Annotated in this window: 17 protein-coding genes; 10 read left to right on the top strand and 7 right to left on the bottom strand. The window is 69.9% G+C overall.

The genetic code is table 11. The features are described from left to right. The first annotated feature begins 631 nt into the window (after positions 1-631). The 3 genes from ACZ6D7_RS35240 (at position 632) to ACZ6D7_RS35230 (ending at position 2594) form a co-directional block, all read left to right on the top strand. Positions 632-1798: a S8 family serine peptidase gene (locus ACZ6D7_RS35240; protein WP_469499957.1), complete on the top strand. Its 1167-nt coding sequence runs from the start codon at positions 632-634 to the stop codon at positions 1796-1798. 75 nt (positions 1799-1873) lie between these two features. Continuing rightward, positions 1874-2212 carry a WXG100 family type VII secretion target gene (locus ACZ6D7_RS35235; RefSeq protein ID WP_469499955.1) on the top strand — a complete coding sequence of 113 codons (339 nt, stop codon included), beginning with the start codon at positions 1874-1876 and terminating at the stop codon, positions 2210-2212. Between the two features lie 79 nt (positions 2213-2291). After that, positions 2292-2594, top strand: coding sequence for a WXG100 family type VII secretion target (locus tag ACZ6D7_RS35230; protein ID WP_189713675.1), 303 nt, complete (start codon positions 2292-2294; stop codon positions 2592-2594). 78 nt (positions 2595-2672) lie between these two features. Here the strand turns inward: ACZ6D7_RS35230 and ACZ6D7_RS35225 are convergent, their stop codons facing one another. From ACZ6D7_RS35225 to eccCa, 6 genes are all read right to left on the bottom strand, one after another. Further along, positions 2673-3716 (bottom strand): hypothetical protein, encoded by a 1044-nt coding sequence (locus ACZ6D7_RS35225; RefSeq protein WP_469499954.1) that lies wholly within the window; start codon positions 3714-3716, stop codon positions 2673-2675. Next, positions 3716-4267 (bottom strand): hypothetical protein, encoded by a 552-nt coding sequence (locus ACZ6D7_RS35220; RefSeq protein ID WP_469499952.1) that lies wholly within the window; start codon positions 4265-4267, stop codon positions 3716-3718. The genes ACZ6D7_RS35225 and ACZ6D7_RS35220 overlap by 1 nt, the downstream gene beginning before the upstream one ends. An 82-nt stretch (positions 4268-4349) precedes the next feature. Continuing rightward, positions 4350-6650: a DUF6571 family protein gene (locus ACZ6D7_RS35215; protein WP_469499950.1), complete on the bottom strand. Its 2301-nt coding sequence runs from the start codon at positions 6648-6650 to the stop codon at positions 4350-4352. After that, a complete protein-coding gene (locus ACZ6D7_RS35210) occupies positions 6650-7171 on the bottom strand; it encodes a hypothetical protein (RefSeq protein WP_469499949.1) in 522 nt (173 codons plus the stop codon). Before ACZ6D7_RS35210 ends, ACZ6D7_RS35215 begins: the two co-directional genes overlap by 1 nt. A 155-nt stretch (positions 7172-7326) precedes the next feature. Continuing rightward, entirely contained in the window at positions 7327-7557 is a 231-nt protein-coding gene (locus ACZ6D7_RS35205; RefSeq protein ID WP_469499947.1) for a DUF6199 family natural product biosynthesis protein, read from the bottom strand. 99 nt (positions 7558-7656) lie between these two features. Continuing rightward, entirely contained in the window at positions 7657-11628 is a 3972-nt protein-coding gene (gene eccCa / locus ACZ6D7_RS35200) for a type VII secretion protein EccCa (RefSeq protein WP_469499946.1), read from the bottom strand. Positions 11629-11954: 326 nt separating this feature from the next. Between eccCa and eccD the strand changes: the two genes are divergently transcribed. Together eccD and ACZ6D7_RS35190 are read left to right on the top strand one after the other, a co-directional pair. Beyond that, complete coding sequence (eccD, locus tag ACZ6D7_RS35195) at positions 11955-13460, top strand: type VII secretion integral membrane protein EccD (RefSeq protein ID WP_469499944.1); 1506 nt, start codon at positions 11955-11957, stop codon at positions 13458-13460. 178 nt (positions 13461-13638) lie between these two features. After that, complete coding sequence (locus ACZ6D7_RS35190; protein ID WP_469499942.1) at positions 13639-15237, top strand: outer membrane protein assembly factor BamB family protein; 1599 nt, start codon at positions 13639-13641, stop codon at positions 15235-15237. Positions 15238-15280: 43 nt separating this feature from the next. Here the strand turns inward: ACZ6D7_RS35190 and ACZ6D7_RS35185 are convergent, their stop codons facing one another. Then, a complete protein-coding gene (locus ACZ6D7_RS35185) occupies positions 15281-15577 on the bottom strand; it encodes a DUF397 domain-containing protein (protein ID WP_469499940.1) in 297 nt (98 codons plus the stop codon). A 273-nt stretch (positions 15578-15850) separates the two neighbouring features. On the opposite strand from ACZ6D7_RS35185, the gene rpsO reads away from it, so the two are divergent. From rpsO to ACZ6D7_RS35160, 5 genes are all read left to right on the top strand, one after another. Next, positions 15851-16138: a 30S ribosomal protein S15 gene (gene rpsO / locus ACZ6D7_RS35180; protein WP_055632174.1), complete on the top strand. Its 288-nt coding sequence runs from the start codon at positions 15851-15853 to the stop codon at positions 16136-16138. Between the two features lie 342 nt (positions 16139-16480). Continuing rightward, the gene (locus ACZ6D7_RS35175) at positions 16481-18727 is read left to right on the top strand and encodes a polyribonucleotide nucleotidyltransferase (RefSeq protein WP_469499938.1); all 2247 of its coding nucleotides are present in this window, start codon (positions 16481-16483) and stop codon (positions 18725-18727) included. Next, the gene (locus tag ACZ6D7_RS35170; protein WP_469499936.1) at positions 18724-20103 is read left to right on the top strand and encodes a M16 family metallopeptidase; all 1380 of its coding nucleotides are present in this window, start codon (positions 18724-18726) and stop codon (positions 20101-20103) included. The genes ACZ6D7_RS35175 and ACZ6D7_RS35170 overlap by 4 nt, the downstream gene beginning before the upstream one ends. 26 nt (positions 20104-20129) lie before the next feature. Continuing rightward, the gene (gene dapB, locus ACZ6D7_RS35165) at positions 20130-20882 is read left to right on the top strand and encodes a 4-hydroxy-tetrahydrodipicolinate reductase (RefSeq protein ID WP_469499935.1); all 753 of its coding nucleotides are present in this window, start codon (positions 20130-20132) and stop codon (positions 20880-20882) included. A 9-nt stretch (positions 20883-20891) separates the two neighbouring features. Then, positions 20892-21335, top strand: a complete 444-nt coding sequence (locus tag ACZ6D7_RS35160) for a hypothetical protein (RefSeq protein WP_469499933.1) — start codon at positions 20892-20894, stop codon at positions 21333-21335. The last annotated feature ends 77 nt before the right edge of the window (positions 21336-21412 follow it).

Raw genomic sequence — 21412 nt, 5'->3', positions numbered from 1 at the left:
GGTCGTGGTGGTATGCCCGGCCAGGCTGCCGGCCGTACTGGCGGTCCCATGGGCAGAGGCGTCGTGGGCGGGACTCCGAAGCCCGGAGGAACGGCTGCGAAGCAGCCCGGTGGCGTCCCGCGCGGACCGGTCAACGGTACGAACGCCACGAACCCCGGCCGCAACGGCGCCGCTCGCCCCGGAGTCGTCGGCGGGAAGCCCGTCAACGGCACCACGCCCGGTGCCAAGGGGCCCAAGGTGCCGCGTGGCACGGTCATCGGCCGTGAGGGAACGCCGTCCTCGCGGGCCACGGGTGAGCGGCCAGGCCAGCGTGGGGTGATCGGGGCGCCTGCCTCGACGACGAACGCGGGACAGACGTCCCGCCGGGCCGTCGGCAGCCCGGACGGCGTGGTCGGAGCGCCGAAGGGCGGTGCCCGCGCGCCCCGTGGCCGCGGGAGCAACCAGGGTTCTGGTGAGACCCGTTCGCGTCGCGAGGAGCGGCGCGACGGGACGTCGGCGACGGACTGACCGGACAAGAGCGAGGACAGACAGAGGAATGGTGTCAGGGATCAGCCGACGCGGCGGGTGGAGCGCGCCTTTCGCGGGACGAAACGGGAGACGCGTCTCCGCCGTCTGCTCAGCGCTCGGCGCCTTGGCCGTTCTGTCGGCCGGGCTGGCGCCGAGCGCGGCGGCCGCCGATGCGCAGTCCGAGCAGTGGTACCTGTCGGCGATGAAGGCCGACGAGATGTGGAAGGTGAGCACCGGCAAGGGCGTGAAGGTGGCCGTTGTCGACTCGGGAGTCAACCCCAACACCCCTTCTCTGAAGGGGCAGGTGCTTGCCGAGGCACCCGCGGCCGTCAGCTACAAGGCGACGGAGGACTACGACGGCCACGGCACCAGCATGGCGGAGCTGATCGCCGGCACCGGCGCCGACGACGGCTTGAAGGGGCTTGCTCCCGGAGCCAAGATCGTCCCGTATCGGGTCGCTACGAATGCCTTGACCAATACGGCCGAGGCCAAGAAGGCACCTCCACTGGCGGACGTGATCAGGGCGATCGCCGACAGTGACGTCAAGATCATCAGCATGTCCATTACCGAGGACATCGAAAGGCCTGACGTCTTTCAGGCGGTCAAGTACGCCCAGTCCAAGGGCAAACTGATGATCGCCGGCACCGGAAACGACGCCCAGAAGAAGAACTTCATCGGTTACCCGGCCGCGTACCCCTACGTCGTAGGCGTCGCGGCATCCGACGAAGACGGCACCGTCGGCAAGTTCTCCGAACACGGCAACTACGTAGACCTCGCCTCCCCCGGCCTGAACGTCCCCACCTGGTGCGACAACACCTTCAAGTCGTACTGCACCGGCGAGGGCACCAGCCAAGCCACCGCCATCGCCTCCGCCTCCGCCGCCCTCGTCTGGTCCGCGCACCCGGACTGGACGGCTAACCAGGTGCTGGCCAGCCTGATCGACACCGCGGGGCGGGACTGGGCGAAGGACGACCCGAGCACCTACCTCGGATACGGGCTGATCCGCCCCCGCAAGGTGCTGGAGGACAGCGGCTACAAGCCGGCGGGCGCCGGCACCGACCCGTTGGCCACGGAGAACGCCGCCGGTGTCGAGGACGAGGCGGCCTCCCCCTCCGCATCAACCTCGTCACAAGCCCCCAAGGACACTTCAGGTGGCGCTGCCTCGGCGGCAGGATCAAGCTCGGAGTCGTCCGACGACACCACGATGTGGGTGACCCTCGGAGCCGCGGCCGCCGTACTGGTGATCGGCGGTGGCGCCTTCGCGGTGATCCGGTCGAGGCGACGAGCCTGACCGTCCACTCGCAGCGCGGCACCACTCGGTGCCGCGCGGAAACGAACCCCAGCTCTCACGAATAGGAGTGCCCACATGGTCGACCGCAAGCTCAATGACGGCGACGTACAGAAGCTTCAGACCGAGGTCATCGACCGGTACGACAACATCCGGCAGTCGCTGGCGAAGCTCCAGGGCACGATCGACATGATCGAGAAGGCCTGGACGGGTCAGGGCGCCAACGCGTTCAACACGAAGCAGACCGAGATCAACGGCCACATGGTCTCGATCGGCAAGATGCTCGACGACTTCCTCGAGGGCATCAACCTGAACAAGACCGACAAGCGCAACCTCGAGGACCAGGTCGAGGCCGACCTCACCAAGATCTCGGTCGAGGACCTCGGCGGTAAGACCTCGGCGCTCAACAGCTACTGACGAGCCGTCGGCGCCACCGCGTCACACGCTTCTCCGGGCCGCGCGGCCCGGCTGACATCTTCGACGAAACGAGGGAACCATGTCCGGAGTCCACTACGACGAGCTGGCCGTCACGTACGGCACGATGGACGCGCTCGCCACCGAGCTGGGCGACCAGGCCAAGAAGCTCGAGGAGGACCTCGAGGCGCTGAAGCAGGCCGTCCTCAACGTGTCCCAGGGCTGGGGCGGCGAGGCGTACTCGGCGTTCCAGGGCAAGTCCGCGGAGTGGGACCGCCACGCCCGTGCCATCCACGCGGCGCTGGTCCAGATCTCCCAGCGGGTCCACACGGCCGGCGGTGACTACCGCGGCGGCGACCTGAAGGGCGCCAGCTACTTCCAGTAGGACCGAGCGGTACGCGACACCAGGGTGGGCACGCACGGGAGGTGCCCACCCTTCGCCGTTCCTCCAAGGCGGGACGGCTCACTTGGGCAGTTTCAGGTCTGTGCAACCGTGCCGCGCGGCCGACTGCTCGGCGAACGCGCGCAGAGTGCGGAGCATGAAGCCCTTGCGCGGATCGGCGTACTCCGTGGCGTCGATCTCGAAGACCGCCCGAGGCGCATCCGGGCAGGCGGCGGTCGCCCATGCCGCGTCGATGCGCACTCCCGTGTCGGCGTTCAGCGCGCCCGGCTCGGCGATGGTCGATCGCAGCCGCTGTGCGTAGGGGCCGAAGGACGCCCTGAGGTGGTACAAGGCCACGTCATTCGCCATGCTCTCGCCGAGCACGCACTCTTCCAGCGGGGTTGCACCGGACGCGTCGGACTCCGTCATCCAGTCGATGCCGTCGTCCTCGGTCACCGGGATGTGCTTGCAGGAGTTCGTCGCCGCGGCCGGGTAGAAGCGTTCCGTCGACAGCGAGGAGATCTTGGGGATCCGTTCACCGGGACGGGACTCGCAGGACCAGTGGTCGGCCGCGTTTCGGGCCGTGGCGGTTGCCAGTTCCGCCATCGCGCGGGCCTCGGCGGGGTTTTCGTGCGACTCGTCGCCTTCGATGGACACGATGACGGACGAGGAGTTGTTGGTGCACGGCAGTACGACACTCGTGATGCGCAAGTCCGTGTAGCCGTACCAGCCGCCTCCGAGGGCCACGGGTGCGTTGTCCGATGGGCTGGCCGGCAACTCCTTGAGGACCTCGGCGGCAGCCGAGCCGGATCCGACGGCATCGTCGGGCACCAGAGCGATGGTCAGTGCCAGATCGGCGACCGTGCAGTGGTCGTAGCTGTCGTCGCCGAAGTCGACGCGCCGGTCGGACCGTAGGCCGACCTCTGTGTTCAGACCCGTGAAGTACGCGGACTCGTCATAGGGGATCAGCCCGTCACAGAAAGTGGCCAGTTTGTCCTCGTAGCGCCAGCCCTTGCCGGTGTCGCTCACTTGGTACCACCCGTAGCCCGCGGCGAGGACGACGGCCAGTGGTGCGACGGCGTACAGCGCCGCTCGGCGCAGGACCGTGGCGGGTCGGATCCTCATTACTGCGCGCCCGCCGTGCACTCGGCCGACTTCTCGACCTGCTCGGTGAAGGAGGCGATGAGTTGCTTCATGGCTTCGGCGTCCCGGTGCTTCGAGCCGTCTGCTTGGATCACTGTGTACAGCTCCTGCTTGTACTTGGTGTCGACGCAGTCGCGAGTCTTGCCGAACGCCTCATTGCCCGAGTACACGAACTGTCCGTCCTCCGCCGTTTCGTCGGGGGTGCCGAGGGACTGCCGGGCCGCTACGAAGGCTGTGGTCCTGCCCTCTTCCAACCACATCTGCGACGTCGTCACGATCAACGTGCCGTCGACGACGACTTGGCAACCCTTGGCTCCGGAGCGGGAGTTGTCCTTGACGGTGATCTTGCGCCCCGCCGGCAGGAAGGGCGCGAGAGCGTCGCTGTCCACGACGGTCCCGCACAGGCTGCGCGGGATCGCGTACTCGCGTTCCGGCTTGTCCTCGCCGCACCCCGCGAGGAAAAGGACAAGGGCCGTGAGTCCGGTGGCGGAAACCAGGAAGGGCTTCCTCGGAGTCGTTCGCTGAGCCTTCATCGGTGTCTTTCTCTCGGGCTTTCTGTCGGACGAACTCGGGCTGTCAGTCGGACGACGAAGAATCGGACGAAGCGAAAGGGGATCAGAAGTCCGTCATGCTGCCGGGAGCCGCCCCTTCGACCACCGCTTGAGCGTTCAGATAGCCCTGCTGCGCGGCCGTGCGCGCGATCATTCCGGCGTCGTCGACGTCTTCCGTCTTGTACTTCTCCGCCGCGGCTCGGGCCCCGTCCTCCGCGATGACCCCGTTCCGCACCTGGCCTTCCTGCCAGAACTGCCCGCCGTTCTTCCGAGCCTCCTCCAGGGCGTGGCCTTCGGCGTCCTGGAACACCGACTCCAGGACGACGCTGGTCGCCGTGCCCGCGGCCCCGCCGGCCAGCGCGCCGACCCAGGGGGTCGCGATGAAGGACGTGCCCACCCCGACGACGGTGCCTACCCCGCCGGAGATCCAGTTCTTGCGCTGGGCCACCGATTGCTCGTACGCCTTGTCCTTGTCCGAGGCCTCGGAGCCGATGGCCTCCCGGACACCCAGGTTGAGAGTGCCGGATACCTCGCCCGACTTCGACGCGATCTGCTCGATGACGAGTTTGTGGTCGTCGGAGACCTGCTGGGCCTCAGGAAGGCCGGGGTCCAGGTGGTAGTCCATCAGTTTGCCCATGTACGCCTTCTGGGCGACCTCGACGGCGGCGTACCCCTCTTCGTTCTGGCCGACGGCGAAGAGCAGCTTGGTCACGTCCGTGTGCTGGAAAGCGGCCTCGGAACCGGCGACCGGGTACAGCTTCTCGATGTTGTGCCACTTCGGCGAGTCGGCGTCCCGGGGCACGTCGCTGATGGACCGGTTCAGGTCCGGCAGGTACTCGGAGGTGATCTGACCGATGCTGTCGGACATGTAGCCGTACTTGGTCAGTCGCTCGGGATCGTCCCCGATCGAGGCCACCAGGCTCTCCATGAGCCTGGCCTGATCGGCATTGTGCGGCGCAGTGTCCGCCGTAGGCAGCTCCCCCGCCGGATGACCCGTCGTCGCCGCCTCCAGGGCCAGTGCCAGGTTGTTGCGGCCCGTGATGCTGTCCTCGCCCTTGTCGTCCTGGTCCATGGGCCAGTCGCGCTCTTCGAAGAGGTAGTCGAAGTTGCTGAGGGTCCGCCGGCCCTCCTTGCCGTCTCCGTCCGTGTCGTGCGTGAAGTCGTGGTCCTCGTCCTTGGTGACGAACGTCCCGTTGAAGAAGTCGGTCGCCGCGTCCGGGCTGTTGGAGAGGGCCTTGAGGTAGCCGGTCATCGGGTCCCAGCCCGAGTCGGAGCCGGTGCGGTTGAGGAGCGGGTCCATGCCCGTGCGCTGCCAGGCGCCGTGCCGGCCGTTGCTCGTGAACTTCTTCTCCGTCTCGATCAGCTTGTCGCCGTAGTCGACGAGGAACCGGTCGTCGTAGTCGCCCCACCGCATCAGGTTGGACATGACCTGCCCGCCGAGCGGGAAGCCGCCGTTGCGGCCCACCGGCTTGTCGACCAGGTCGACCATCGTGGACTTCCACTGGGTCATGTCGGCGTTGTCGCTCTGCGACGCCGTGGCCAGCGTGAGGGAGAGGTTCTTCTGGAGGTCGTCGTACTGGTCGACCCGCTGCTGGCCGATCTTCCAGGCGCTGTGCGGATCGTTGACGCCGGTCCAGAAGTCCAGGGTGCCCTGCGCGCCCAGGCGCGTGGCGAAGCGCTCGGCGAAGAGTTCGTCGTCGGCGTACTCCTTGAGGCCCTTGTTGAGCCGGTCGAACTCCTCCACCGACAGGTCCTCGGGCTTCTGCTTCGCCAGGTCCGCCAGTTCCTCGGCCTCCTTCAGGGCCTTGGCCGCGGAGTCCCGGTCGTTGTAGTCGACGTCCGAGAAGCCCAGCCTGCTCTGGTCCGCGATCGCGTTGAGGACCGTGCCGGCCGACGAGTCGCTCTCGGTGGCCTGGTCCAGGATCTTCTGGAGTTCGTCGCGCAGGGCGGTGATCTCGCCCTTCTTGTCCTGGTCCTGCTTGGCCCGGCCCTCCGGCGGGACGTTCGTGGTGACCGTGAACCCGCCCTCGTAGCCGATCACCGTCAGGTTCTGCTGCCGGCCCCGCTCGATGGCGTCGGTCAGCTGCCCCTTGAACTTCTTCAGCTCGTCCCGGGTGTCCCTGAGGATCTTGTGTATGGACGAGGCCTGGCTGTGCGCGTCGGCGAACTCCCCGGACGTCTTGCCGATGAACTCCTTCGACACCGTGGCGTTGTAGCCGGCCCAGCTGGCCGCGTTGGCGGCGCCGCGCAGCCCCTTCTCGGCGGCGTCCATCAGCGTCTCCAGGTCACCGACCATGGTCGACCAGTCCTCGACGGCGTCGTCGAGCAGGCTGAAGTCGGCGGTGCGAAGGGCGTCGAGATCCATCAGTCCTTCTTGCCCTTCTTGTCGTCCTTCTCGCCGTACACCGGGTTCGGCTTGCCGGGTTCGCCGACGCGCTCGTCGAAGCCCGCGTCCAGCAGGTCGATGCTGCTCATCTGACGGCGGATGTAGTGGTCGTCACCGGCGTGCAGCTTCTTCGTGACGGTCATGTGGTTCGAGATGTGCGCGCACGCGTCCCGCAGGGAGCCCAGTTGCTCGTCCCAGCGCAGCGCGACGTGCTGGAGCGCGCCGCCCAGGGCGAACCCGCCCTTGCCGAGGACGCCGGCGGCGCTCTCGCTCGTGGGCACGGCCCTGCGGCCCTTGTCCCAGAGGTCGTTGTACAGCTTGAACGCGTTGGTGCCGATCTTCGCCAGGTCCTGCTGGTTCGCCTTCAGTTCGCCGTACTGACCGGGATCCGGCGCGGGGCGTACCGGGCCGCTGCCGGGATCCAGCTGGTTCAGCTGCATGTGGGGCGCGCCGCCCGAGGCGGCCTCCGCCTTCAACTGCTCCCACTCGTCCCACGCCATGCGCGAACCCCTTCCCCGTGTCGTCGTGCTGCTTGTGCAATTCACTGTTCTACGACTTGACGACTTGACGACTTGACTGCCTGACGACCTGACGACCTGACGGTGTGAGCCGCCGGGTCGGGCTGGGCCCGGCCCACGGCTCCGCCCCCGTCGGCTCACATCTGCGCGGCCAGCTGGAACGTCCACACGGCCAGCCCCACCATGAACGCCGCGCAGACGAACGCCACGACCCGCTTCGACCGGTACGCCGAGTCCGACGGCTCGTTCGCCGCCGGATCCCGGAACCGGTGCGCCTGGAACCGCCACCACAGCGCCCGCTGATCGGCCGCGCCGAGCCCGACCATTACCAGAGCCAGCAGGATCAGGAAGATGCCCACACCGACCATCAGTACGTCCCTCCCGACGCCCCGTACGCCATCTCCGTACGCTCCTTCCGGCACCCGTACGCCATCTCCGTACGCTCCTTCCGGCACCCGTACGCCATCTCAGAACGCCCCTTCCGGCGCCCACCCGACCTGAACCAGCGGCTTCCCCCGGCGCCGCGAGACGAACACGCCCCGCCCCGGCGGCATCGGCCGCGGCCGGACCCCGCCGAGCAGGTCGCCCTCGCCCGGATCACCGGCCAGCACCACGCCCTGCGCGCCCAGCTCCTTGATCCGCTGCATGAACGCCTCGTACCCGGCCCGCCCCGCACCGGCCGTGGACCGCGCGATGATGAACCGCACGCCCACGTCCCGGGCGAACGGCAGCATCTCCGTCAGCCCCGCCAGCGGGTTGCCGCTGGACGTCGCCACGAGGTCGTAGTCGTCGACGACGACGAACACCGTCGGCCCCTGCCACCAACTGCGGTCCCGCAGCTGCTGCGCCGTCACGTCCGCGGTCGGCGTGCGGCGCTGCATCAGGTTGGCCAGCGCCGACATGTGGTGCTCCATGGCGTTGGACATCGGGATGTACTCGGCCAGGTGGGAGGAGGGTGTGACGTCCAGCAGGGAGCGCCGGTTGTCGACCACGAACAGCTTGCACTCGTCACCGGAGTAGCGCTCGCTGAGCTGCTTGATCAGCAGCCGCAGCAGGTTCGACTTGCCCGACTCGCTCTCGCCGAACACGAGGAAGAACGGGTCCTGCTCGAAGTCGACGTAGACCGGTTCGAGGTTGTTCTCGTCGAGCGCGAAGGCGACCCCCTGCCGGGGGAAGCGGTTGCCCGCCGGCAGCTCCGTCGCCGGGAACTCCCGGGGCAGCAGCCGTACCTCGGGCGCCGCCGGCGCCTGCCAGTGCCGGGAGACCTCCGCGGCCAGCGCCTGCGTGGCGTCGGAGAGATCCGTGTCCGAGGCGAGCCCGTCGATCCGCGGGACCGCCGCCATGAAGTGCAGCTTCTGCGGGGCCTGGCCACGGCCGGGGACGCCCGTCGGGACGTTCGCGGCGACCTTGCGGTCCAGCTCGGAGTCCATCGTGTCGCCGAGCCGCAGCTCCAGCCGGTTCATCAGATGGTCCTTGAGGGCCGCCCTGACCTCCATCGAGCGCGACGCCGTCAGGACCAGGTGGATGCCGTAGCCCAGGCCGCGCGACGCGATCTCGTGGATGATCGGGTCCATCGACTCGTAGTCGGCACGGAAGTTGCCCCACCCGTCGACGACCAGGAAGACATCGCCCCAGGGCTGGTCCGTCACCGAGATCTCCCCGCGGGCCCGCTTGGTGCGGAAGTCGGCGATGGAGGAGATGCCGGCCGAGCGGAAGTACTCCTCGCGGCGGGTCATCACGCCGTACACCTCGGCCACCGTGCGCCGCACCCGCTCGGGGTCGAGCCGTGAGGCCACCCCGCCGACGTGCGGGAGCCCGGCCACGGCCGCCATGCCGCCACCGCCGAAGTCGAGGCCGTAGAACTGCACCTCGTACGGCGTGTGGGTGAGCGCGAAGGAGCAGATGAGGGAGCGCAGCAGGGTCGACTTGCCGGACTGCGGGCCGCCGAGGATCTGCATATGGCCGGCCGCGCCGGAGAAGTCCACCCAGAGGTGGTCCCGGCGCTGCTCGTACGGCTTGTCCACCAGGCCGACCGGCACGACCAGCCGGCCCGCGCCCTCGTACCCGGGCTGGGTGAGACCGCGGCCCTGGACCGCGGCGAGCCCCGGCAGGAGCGCGTCGAGCGAGGGCGGGCTGTCCAGCGGCGGCAGCCACACCTGGTGCGCCGCCGGGCCCTGCGCCTCCAGCCGGCGCACGATCACGTCGAGGACGGTGTCGGCGAGCGCCTCGTCGACCTCCGGCTCGTCCGCGCCCGGCCGCTGCTGGGGCACCGGTACGTACTGCACCGGCACCTCGGCGGCCGTGAACAGCACCGGCCGCCGGTCCATCGGCAGCGGGCCGCCGCCCAGCGCCGCGCGCTGCGTGCCCGAACGGTAGACGCCGGAGACGTACGCCGCCTTGAACCGCACCATCTCGTCCGTGCCGAACTTCAGGAAGCCGGAACCCGGCACGTTCGGCAGCTCGTAGGCGTCGGGCACCCCCAGCGCCGCCCGGGACTCCGCCGCCGAGAAGGTCCGCAGACCGATCCGGTACGACAGATAGGTCTCCAGGCCGCGCAGCCGGCCCTCCTCCAGGCGCTGCGAGGCCAGCAGCAGATGCACCCCGAGCGAACGGCCGATCCGGCCGATCTGCACGAACATCTCGATGAAGTCCGGCTTCGCGGTCAGCAGCTCGCTGAACTCGTCGATGACCAGGACGAGGGACGGGATCGGCTGGAGCGGCGCACCCGCCGCGCGTGCCTTCTCGTAGTCGTGGATGTTGGCGTAGTTGCCCGCGTCCCGCAGCATCTCCTGACGGCGGTTGAGTTCGCCGCGGATGGAGTCGCCCATGCGGTCGACGAGGGTCAGGTCGTCCGCCAGGTTGGTGATGACGGCCGCCACATGCGGCATCTGCGCCATGCCGGCGAAGGTCGCACCGCCCTTGAAGTCGGCGAGGACGAAGTTCAGGGTCTCCGAGGAGTGGGTGACCGCCAGGCCGAGCACCAGGGTGCGCAGCAGCTCGGACTTGCCGGAACCGGTCGCGCCCACGCACAGACCGTGCGGGCCCATGCCCTCCTGCGCCGCCTCCTTGAGGTCCAGCATCACGGGCCGGCCGTCCTCGCCGACACCGATCGGCACCCGCAGCCGCTCCGCCAGCGACCGCGCCCGCCAGGTGCGCCGGGGATCGACGGACGCCGCGTCCCCGAGGCTCAGCAGATCGGTGAACTCCAGGTTCGCCAGCAGCGGTTCGTCGTCGTCCCCGCCGGATGCCATCCGCAGCGGCGCCAACTGCCGCGCGAGCACCTCGGCGGACTCGTACGACAGGACGTCGGGCGTCCCCTCGTACACGACACCGTGCCCCGACTCCAGCTGCAGCGCACCGGGCTGTACGACGATGTTCAGCTCGCCGCCGGCCGAGGCCTGCTCGCCGGGGACGACCTCGAGGACCGTCACGCCCTGGAGGCCCTCGGGGTTGGCGAGGAGCGAGTCCGCGGGCAGCGAGAGGCCGTCGAGGACGACGACGATGTGCGGCTCGTCCGCCAGCGGCGTGGCGTTGGGGTGGAACCGGGGCCGGCCGGCGAGCCGGGAGGCAAGCAGGTTCTCCAGCTCGCGCGCGTCGGCGGCGATCAGCCGGCGGCTGCCCGCCCCGTCCACGGCGTCCGACGTCTGGACGTGCGGCAGCCACTTGGCCCACTCCCAGTGCGCCAGTTCCTCCCGGCCCGCCGCGACGACGAGGACCAGGTCCTCGGGGGAGTGCAGCGCGGCCAGCGAACCGGCCATGGCGCGCGCGGAGGACCGTACGGACTGCGGCTCGCCGCTGATCGTCACGTGGTAGAAGGCCCGCAGGGAGACCGCCATCGGCAGGTCGTCCAGGGTGGAGTGGACCGTGAGGAAGCGCTGGAGGGCGCCCGCCGTCAGCGGCTCCAGCTGCTCGACGGGCCCGGTCTCGGGGGCGACGAGCGGCGTGGCGAGCGCCTGCGCGCCCAAACCGATGCGCACCTGCGCGAAGTCCTCGTCGCCCGGCCGCCGTTCCCACACCCGGCTGCCCTCGGCGACCAGCGCCCACAGCTGCTCGGGGGAGGGGTGCAGGAAGTACTGCGCGTCGCGCTGCGCCCGCGCGGTGTCCATCGTGGCGCGGCGGGTCTGCCTCAGATAGCTCAGATAGTCACGGCGCAGATCCGCCAACTGCCCCTGCGAGCCGCGCCGGAAGCGCACCACCATCGCCACGGACATGGCGATCGTCGAGGCGATCATGACCATGCCCATGATCCTCATGAACGGCTGTCCGCTCGTGAAGAAGAAGACCACCGAGCCACCCATGCCGAGCGTCGGCAGGAGTTGCATCAGCACGCTCTCCTGATGCCCGCGCGGCAGTTCGGGCGCAGGCTGTACGGCGATCTCGCCCGTGGGCACTTCGGACGGCAACGACCGAGGCGGCCGCTTCACGACGATGTGGCTCACTGCTCACCAATTCCCTCAGCGGCCCCGGGCAGTTCCGGGTAAAACCGTCCGCCACCCCGTGTCAGGCGGACGCAGGCCGCCGCGTGATCCTACTGACTTCTTGTGCGACGAGGGGGCGGTAGGGTGCCGGATGTTCGCGTGAGCACATACGACGGGGGCCGCGGCGGCCCGGACATTCCCGTGGGATTCGGGATGCTTCGACGCCCGTCGGCCGCCCGACGGCAGCAGTTGCGCCGCCCGGCCGGACCCACCGGTCCCACGGGGCGCGAACCGGCGCAGGACTTTCACACCGCCAACGCGGAATCATCACTGAGGGGGAGCAGCAGGTGAGCATCACGGCCTCCGCGGCAGCCACCGGAGGAGGGCACGCGACAGGAGCCGCCTCCGGGACCGGGCTCGGCTTCTGCCGGGTCACCATCGTCGCGCCCGACAGCAGGATCGACGTGGCCCTGCCCGACGACATCCCGGTCGTCGACATCTATCCCGAGATCCTCCGGCTCTCCCGGCAGAGCCCCGCCGAGGGCGCCCCGGTCGGCTACCACCTCGTCCGCCGCGACGGCCGGGTCCTCGACGGCTCCCGCTCGTTCGCCGCCCAGCACATCCTCGACGGCGAACTCCTCACGCTGCGCCCCTTCTCCGAGTCGCTGCCGCCGGCCGTCTACGACGACGTGTCCGAGGCGGTCGCCTCGGCCGTGACCCGCGAACACACCCTGTGGGGCGGCGACCTCACCCGTGCCGCGGGGCTGGTCGGCGGCGGTGTCCTGCCGGCCCTGCTCGCCTTCGTGGCCTGGACGGGCGACCCCCGCCACGACATGAACTCGCTGCCCGGCGTCCTCGCCGCGGTCGCCGGTGTCCTCCTCGTCACCCTCGCCTGCGTCCGGGCCCGCGTCTACGACGACCGGTCATCCGCCGTCGCGCTGGGACTCGGCGCGCTGCCGAACGTGGGCGTCGCCGGCTCCGGACTCCTCCCGCTCGCCGACGGCCAGGGCATCGGCAAGCTCCAGTTCCTCCTGGCCTGCGCGGCCGTCCTGCTCGCCTCGGTGCTTCTCACCCTGTGCTCGCCCGGCGGTGACGGCCCGTTCGTCGCCTGCACGGTCGCCTCCGGCCTGGCGCTCGTCGCCGTGTTCGCGGGGATGCTCGCGCACTGGACGCCGTCCGAGATCGCCGCCCTGTGCGCCCCCGTCGCGGTGGGTGCCCTGGCCTTCCTGCCCGGCCTGTCCATGCGCTTCGCCCGGCTGCCGATCGGCTTCGACGCCCCGGACGCCACCCCGCGCAGCCGCTACGGCGCCGACCCGGCGCCCCAGGAGCCGGTCGACGTCGAGCGGATCACCGCCCAGGCCCGCCGCGGCCACGAACTCCTGGTCGGCCTGGTCGGCGGCTGCGCGCTGATCGCGGCCGGCTCCTGCGCGGTCCTCGGCTTCGCCGACGGCTTCTGGGCCCAGCTGCTCGCCCTGGCCGTGGGCATCGCCCTGCTGATGCGCGCCCACCTCTTCCGCTACACCGCCCAGGTCGCCCCCGTCCTGGCCGCGGGCCTCGCCTCCCTCGTCCTGCTCGGACTCGGGCTGGCGCTCAACCCGCCCCTGTCGGCCTTCCGCGACGCCCTCACCGGCGACCGCACCGACCTCGACATCCGCACCATCTGGCTGATCGCCGCGATCGCCGCGACGTCCGCGATCGTCACCGCGATCGGCCTGATCTCCTCCCGCGGCGGCGTCACCCCGTTCTGGGGCCGCTTCATGGAGATCGCCGAGGGCTTCGTCCTGCTGACCCTGGTGCCGCTGGCCCTGGCCGTCTTCGACGTGTACGCGGCGGCCCGGGCGATGACCAGCTGACGGCGGTTCGGCCGGCAGGACGGCAGGACGGCGGGGCGGCGGGGCGGCGGGGAAAGCCGGCACCGCTGACCGCTGACCGCCGCCCGTGGTGCAGAAACGATCAGTCGACCGCCATGCGCGTGGCAGGCCTGTGCGCGGCGGGCCTGTGCGCGGCAGAACACCGAAAGGAACGTCGAGCGTGAGCTTCGGCCCGCCCCCGTCCGTCTACACCCAGTCCGCGGTGACCGCCGACGCCGAGCGGACCAGACGCCGCCGCAAGGCGTTGCTGTGGCTGCCGGCCCTGGTGCTCGTCGCGGCGCTGGGCACCGGCGGCCTGTTCCTGTGGGGCGGCGCCGACGGCGGTGCCGAGAAGTCGCCGGCCACCGCCGCCCAGGGCCCCCTCGACATCCGCGAGACGGTCGAGATACCGCCCGCGAGCACCGTCGGCACCATGGCCTTCCGCTTCTCCGTCGACGACATGACCGCCGGCGAGCACTACGACATGCCCGGCATGTGGGCCACCGACAAGATCCTCGCCAAGGGCATCAACAAGACCGTCGTCGGCCTGGGGATCGGCACCGACGCCTCACCCGGCGACGAGCGCTGGAAACTCCCCCTCGACGGCCCGATCTGCGGCTACACCCGCCATGTCACCGGCGAGAACCGCACCGCCGTCCTCTTCCGCGCGAACGACGAGGGCGGGGCGTACTGCAACCACGTGGCCTTCCTCGACCTCGACGACGGCCGCCTGGTCTGGGAGAGCGACTTCCCCTTCTCCAAGTACGGCGACTCCCCGGGCCTCGCCAAGGGCGGCGCGGACCAGGACACCCCGAGCGTCACGCTCACCCACGGCACGGTCGTCGTCACCTGGGGCGGCGGCACCGACGCGTACGCCATGGACAGCGGCAACCGCTTGTGGCGTACGACGTCCAGTGGCGCCTGCCAGGACATGGGCGCGGCCGGCGGAACCGGGCTGGTCGTCCGCCAGGAGTGCTGGAACGACGACGAGAACCTCCCCGTCGACTCCCTGGAACGCATCACCTACAAGGCGCGCGAGATCGACCCGGCCACCGGGAAGGCCGTGTGGACGTACACCGCCGCCAAGGGGATCCGGGACCTGAACATCCCCTCCGCGAACCCGCCCGTCCTCGCGGTCCAGGCGGGCGAGATCGGCATCTCCGAACTGCTCTCCCTCGACGCCAAGGGCGCCGTCCGCGCCACGATCCGCCTCCAGAGCGGCACCTACCTGGGGGAGTGCTCCTCCGGCGACCACCTCGTCGTCGACGACTGCCCCACCGTCGCCGTCGGCGCCGGGCAGGTCTTCCTGCGCAGCAAGGAGACGGGCGAGCAGGCCAACGCCAACTGGGTCATCGGCTTCGACCTGGCGACCGGCAACACCACCAGGAAGTTCGACTCGGGCCCCGGCTCGCTGCTGTACCCGGTCCGCATGAGCGGCGGCCGGCTGCTGGCCCTGCGCGCGAGCGACGACCACATCGCCCCCAACGCGCTGGTCTCCCTGGACCCGAAGACCGGCGAGGAGACGCCGTACTTCTACTTCGACCTGCCCGAGGAGGCCGCCGTGATGACCTCGACGGAGTACAACGACATCGTCGTGCAGAACGGGCGCCTCTACTTCGGCGCCAAGTCCGTCGACGGCCCGGAGAAGAAGACGTGGATCTATCTCGCCCTCGGCATCGAGAGCACGGCGACGAAGAACGAGACGTCGAAGAACAAGACGTCGCAGAACAAGACGTCGCAGAACAAGACGTCGAAGAACAAGACGTCGAACGAACAGTGACCACGCGCGCGTGGCGGCCGACGGGAACCGGCCGCCGCCGCGGCTACCCTGCCGTCGGCCCCCCGTTGCGCGGCGTCGGCTCCAGATCGAACTCGCCGTCCCGCGCACCCAGCACGAACGCCCGCCACTCCGCCTCCGTGTAGCGCAGCACCGTGCCCGGGTCGAGCGACGACCGCATCGCCACGGCCCCGCCGGGCAGCTGGGCGATCTCGACGCGCTCCTCGTGCTCCTCCGTACCAGGCGCGCACTCCCACGCGGCACCGGAGATGTCGAGCGCGTACAGCTCGTCCCGCTCCCGCTCCTTGCGCGCCCTGACGTCCTCGCCCACTTCCTCCGCCATGACGAAGCGACCCCTTCCCGACGTGCGGATGATCCGACCGTTCACCCTAGTGGCAGAGCCTCCGCCGACCACGGGGTTCGGAAACCCGGGAGAGGGCGGTACCCACCTGCTGGTACTCTGGCTGTCGGCCGTTTGTGTACGCACCCCCGGAGCCCCGCAAGGGAAGCCCTGGAGGCCGCGCCCAGCGGATCCCCGCCTCCCGAGTTACGGAAGCTCCCCCGAGAAAGAGACCGGGGGCACTCGGTGGCCACTCAAAGACTACGAGGAGTAAGCGTGTCGCTCGACGCCGCTACGAAGAAGCAGATCATCGCCGAGTTCGGCCAGAAGGAGGGCGACACCGGCTCCCCCGAGGTCCAGGTCGCCATGCTCTCGCGTCGGATCTCCGACCTGACCGAGCACCTGAAGACCCACAAGCACGACCACCACTCCCGTCGTGGTCTGCTGATCCTGGTCGGCCAGCGTCGCCGCCTTCTTCAGTACCTGGCCAAGAAGGACATCCAGCGCTTCCGTGCGCTGGTCGACCGCCTCGGCATCCGCCGCGGTGCGGCCGGCGCCAAGTAAGACGCCGTGACAGGGAGCGGTACCCGTTCGAGGGGGCCGCTCCCTTTTGCTGTACGTACGGAAACGTGCGGACTGTCACTGCCCCTTTGTAGTGTGGTAGCACAACGCAATACGTACGACACAGCGTGATGACACGTACTCGCTGCGGGTATCCCGTCAGCACGCACCACCGAACGAGGAGATGCGCACCTAGCCGCCGCCGGTCCTCGGTAGTGGCCCCCGGGGGGAAGTGAGCCCCGGGTGCTTCGATCGAAGACCGGCCCGCACCGCACGGAGCGCCTCTCCGCCACCGTCCCCCTGCCACACGGGCAGCCCAGGGACGAAGACGAGGAGAAAACGCTAGTGGAGAACGAGACCCACTACGCCGAGGCCGTCATCGACAATGGCGCCTTCGGCACCCGCACCATCCGCTTCGAGACGGGCCGCCTGGCCAAGCAGGCCGCCGGCTCCGCCGTGGCGTACCTGGACGACGACACCATGGTGCTGTCGGCCACCACCGCCTCCAAGAACCCCAAGGACCAGCTCGACTTCTTCCCCCTGACGGTGGACGTCGAGGAGCGGATGTACGCCGCCGGCAAGATCCCCGGCAGCTTCTTCCGCCGTGAGGGCCGCCCCTCCGAGGACGCGATCCTCACCTGCCGGCTGATCGACCGCCCGCTGCGCCCGTCCTTCAAGAAGGGCCTGCGCAACGAGATCCAGGTCGTCGCCACGATCATGGCCCTCAACCCCGACCACCTGTACGACGTCGTGGCGATCAACGCCGCCTCCGCGTCCACCCAGCTGGCCGGTCTGCCCTTCTCCGGCCCGATCGGCGGCGTCCGCGTCGCGCTGATCAACGGCCAGTGGGTCGCGTTCCCGACGCACACCGAGCTCGAGGACGCCGTCTTCGACATGGTCGTCGCCGGTCGCGTCCTGGAGGACGGCGACGTCGCGATCATGATGGTCGAGGCGGAGGCCACCGAGAAGACCATCCAGCTCGTCGCGGGCGGCGCCGAGGCGCCGACCGAGGAGGTCGTCGCCTCCGGTCTGGACGCCGCGAAGCCCTTCATCAAGGTGCTCTGCAAGGCCCAGGCCGACCTCGCCGCGAAGGCCGCCAAGCCGACCGGCGAGTTCCCGGTCTTCCTCGACTACCAGGACGACGTCCTGGAGGCGCTGTCCGCCGCCGTCCGCCCGGAGCTGGCCTCCGCGCTGACCATCGCGGGCAAGCAGGACCGCGAGGCCGAGCTGGACCGCGTCAAGGCGCTCGCCGCCGAGAAGCTCCTGCCGGAGTTCGAGGGCCGCGAGAAGGAGATCTCCGCCGCGTACCGCTCGCTCACCAAGCAGCTGGTCCGTGAGCGCGTGATCAAGGAGAAGAAGCGCATCGACGGCCGCGGTGTCACGGACATCCGTACGCTCGCCGCCGAGGTCGAGGCCATCCCGCGCGTGCACGGCTCCGCGCTGTTCGAGCGTGGCGAGACGCAGATCCTGGGCGTCACCACCCTCAACATGCTCCGGATGGAGCAGCAGCTGGACACCCTCTCGCCGGTGACCCGCAAGCGCTACATGCACAACTACAACTTCCCGCCGTACTCCGTCGGTGAGACCGGCCGCGTCGGCTCCCCGAAGCGCCGCGAGATCGGCCACGGCGCCCTCGCCGAGCGCGCCATCGTGCCGGTGCTGCCGACGCGCGAGGAGTTCCCGTACGCGATCCGTCAGGTGTCCGAGGCCCTCGGCTCCAACGGCTCGACGTCCATGGGCTCGGTCTGCGCCTCCACCATGTCGCTGCTGAACGCCGGTGTGCCGCTGAAGGCCCCCGTCGCCGGTATCGCCATGGGTCTGATCTCCCAGGAGATCAACGGCGAGACGCACTACGTCGCCCTCACCGACATCCTCGGTGCGGAGGACGCCTTCGGCGACATGGACTTCAAGGTCGCCGGCACCAAGGAGTTCGTGACCGCCCTCCAGCTCGACACCAAGCTGGACGGCATCCCGGCCTCCGTCCTGGCCGCGGCCCTCAAGCAGGCCCGTGACGCCCGCCTCCACATCCTCGACGTGATGATGGAAGCGATCGACACGCCGGACGAGATGTCCCCGAACGCCCCGCGGATCATCACCGTCAAGATCCCCGTGGACAAGATCGGTGAGGTCATCGGCCCCAAGGGCAAGATGATCAACCAGATCCAGGAGGACACCGGCGCCGAGATCACGATCGAGGACGACGGCACCATCTACATCGGTGCCGCCGACGGCCCGGCCGCCGAGGCCGCCCGTGCCACGATCAACGGCATCGCCAACCCGACCATGCCGGAGGTCGGCGAGCGCTACCTGGGCACCGTCGTGAAGACGACGACCTTCGGTGCGTTCGTGTCGCTGCTCCCGGGCAAGGACGGTCTGCTGCACATCTCGCAGATCCGCAAGCTCGCCGGCGGCAAGCGCGTGGAGAACGTCGAGGACGTCGTCGGCGTGGGCCAGAAGGTCCAGGTCGAGATCGCCGAGATCGACTCCCGCGGCAAGCTCTCCCTGATCCCCGTGATCGAGGGCGAGGCCGAGTCCACCAGCGGCTCCGCCGCGGGCTCTGCCGATGACACGAAGGACGACACCGACAAGTGACGTCGAGTAGCTCCAAGGCGACGGCCCGCACCTCTTCGGAGGCGCGGGCCGTCGCCCGTACCCAAACCCTGATCAAGGGCGAGAACGGCATCGGCACGGTCCGCAAGACCACCCTCCCGGGCGGCCTGCGCATCGTCACCGAGACGCTGCCCTCGGTCCGCTCCGCGACCTTCGGCATCTGGGCCCACGTCGGCTCCCGCGACGAGACGCCGTCGCTGAACGGCGCCACGCACTACCTGGAGCACCTGCTCTTCAAGGGCACCACCCGCAGGTCGGCGCTGGACATCTCCTCCGCGATCGACGCGGTCGGCGGCGAGATGAACGCGTTCACCGCCAAGGAGTACACGTGCTACTACGCGCGCGTGCTCGACACCGACCTCCCTCTCGCCATCGACGTCGTCTGCGACATGCTGACCGGCTCGCTGATCCTCGAAGAGGACGTCAACGTCGAGCGCGGCGCGATCCTCGAAGAGATCGCCATGACCGAGGACGACCCCGGCGACTGTGTGCACGACCTCTTCGCGCACACGATGTTCGGTGACAACCCCCTCGGCCGCCCGGTCCTCGGCACGGTCGACACGGTCAACGCCCTCACCGCCGACCGCATCCGCCGCTTCTACAAGAAGCACTACGACCCCACCCACCTGGTGGTCGCGGCCGCCGGCAACATCGACCACAACAAGGTCGTACGCCAGGTCCGTGCCGCCTTCGAGAAGGTCGGCGCCCTCAAGAACCTCGACGCCGTCCCGATCGCCCCGCGCGACGGCCGGCGTGCCCTGCGGACCGCGGGCCGCGTCGAGCTGCTCGGCCGCAAGACCGAGCAGGCGCACATCGTGCTCGGCATGCCCGGCCTGGCCCGTACCGACGACCGCCGCTGGGCGCTCGGCGTGCTGAACACGGCCCTCGGCGGCGGGATGTCCTCCCGGCTCTTCCAGGAGGTCCGCGAGAAGCGCGGCCTGGCCTACAGCGTGTACTCGTACACCTCCGGCTTCGCCGACTGCGGCCTGTTCGGCGTGTACGCGGGCTGCCGGCCCTCGCAGGTCCACGACGTCCTGAAGATCTGCCGCGACGAACTGGACCAGGTCGCCGAACACGGCCTGTCCGACGACGAGATAGAGCGCGCCATCGGGCAGCTCCGCGGCTCCACGGTCCTCGGTCTGGAGGACACCGGCGCGCTCATGAACCGCATCGGCAAGAGCGAGCTGTGCTGGGGCGAGCAGATGTCCGTCGACGACATGCTGACCCGGATAGCGGCCGTGACCCCGGACGAGGTCCGTTCGATCGCCCGCGACATCCTGGGCCGGCGCCCGTCGCTGTCGGTCATCGGCCCACTCAAGGACAAGCAGGCCGCCCGGCTGCACGACGCGGTCGCCTAATCCACTCCCTTAAGGAAGCACAACAGATGAGCAAGCTGCGCGTGGCGGTCCTCGGCGCCCGGGGCCGGATCGGTTCCGAGGCGGTCCGGGCGGTCGAGGCCGCCGAGGACATGGAGCTGGTGGCCGCCCTGAGCCGGGGCGACGAACTGGAGACGCTGGCGGAGACCGGCGCCCAGGTCGCCGTGGAACTCACCACGCCGGCCTCCGTGATGGAGAACCTCGAGTACTGCGTCGGCCACGGCATCCACGCCGTCGTCGGTACGACGGGCTGGACCGACGAGCGCCTCGCCCAGCTGAACGGCTGGCTGGCCGCCTCCCCGCAGACCGGTGTGCTCATCGCGCCGAACTTCTCCATCGGCGCGGTCCTCACCATGAAGTTCGCGCAGATCGCGGCGCCCTACTTCGAGTCCGTCGAGGTCGTGGAGCTGCACCACCCGAACAAGGTGGACGCCCCCTCCGGCACCGCCACGCGCACCGCCCAGCTCATCGCCGAGGCCCGCCGCGCCGCCGGCTCCGCCCCGGCCCCGGACGCCACCGTGACGGCCCTGGACGGGGCGCGCGGCGCCAGCGTGGACGGCGTTCCCGTGCACGCCATCCGGCTGCGCGGCCTGCTGGCCCACCAGGAGGTCCTGCTGGGCGGTGAGGGCGAGACCCTGACCGTCCGTCACGACTCGCTGCACCACAGCAGCTTCATGCCGGGCATCCTGCTCGGCGCCCGTCGGGTGGTGACGACTCCGGGCCTCACCTTCGGCCTGGAGCACTTCCTGGACCTGGGCTGAGGCTCGGCCATGCGCGCCAAGCTCTCCTACGCCGTCACGGCCGCCGTCCTGGTCTTCTACTTCGTCCTGGTCGGCAGCCGCGGCGTGATGCTCATACAGACCGGCACGGTCATCACCGTCACCTTCGGCGTCGCGGTGCTGATCCTGCCGGTCATCGGCGTCTGGTTCCTCTGGAAGAACACCCAGTTCGTCCGCAGGGCCAACGCGCTCGCCGCCGAGCTGGACGCCGAGGGCGGCCTCCCGGTCGACGAGCTGAAGCGCACCCCCGGCGGCCGTATCGACCGTGACGCGGCCGACGAGGTCTTCGCCCGCCGCAAGGCCGAGACCGAGGCGGCCCCGGACGACTGGCGGACCTGGTTCCGGCTGGCCGTCGCCTACCACGACGCCCGGGACACCCCGCGCGCCCGCAAGGCGATGCAGCGGGCCATCGGCCTGCACCAGGCCTCCCGCTGACCCGAGGAACGTGGGGGGGGGGGGGGGGGGGGAGCGCCGAGCTCGAGAGATATAGAGGTGGTCCTAAGCGTGGCGCC

The organism is Streptomyces sp. NPDC041784 (assembly GCF_055591025.1).
Note: the sequence above shows the minus strand (reverse complement) of the source record. Positions and strands in the feature narration are given on the sequence as shown.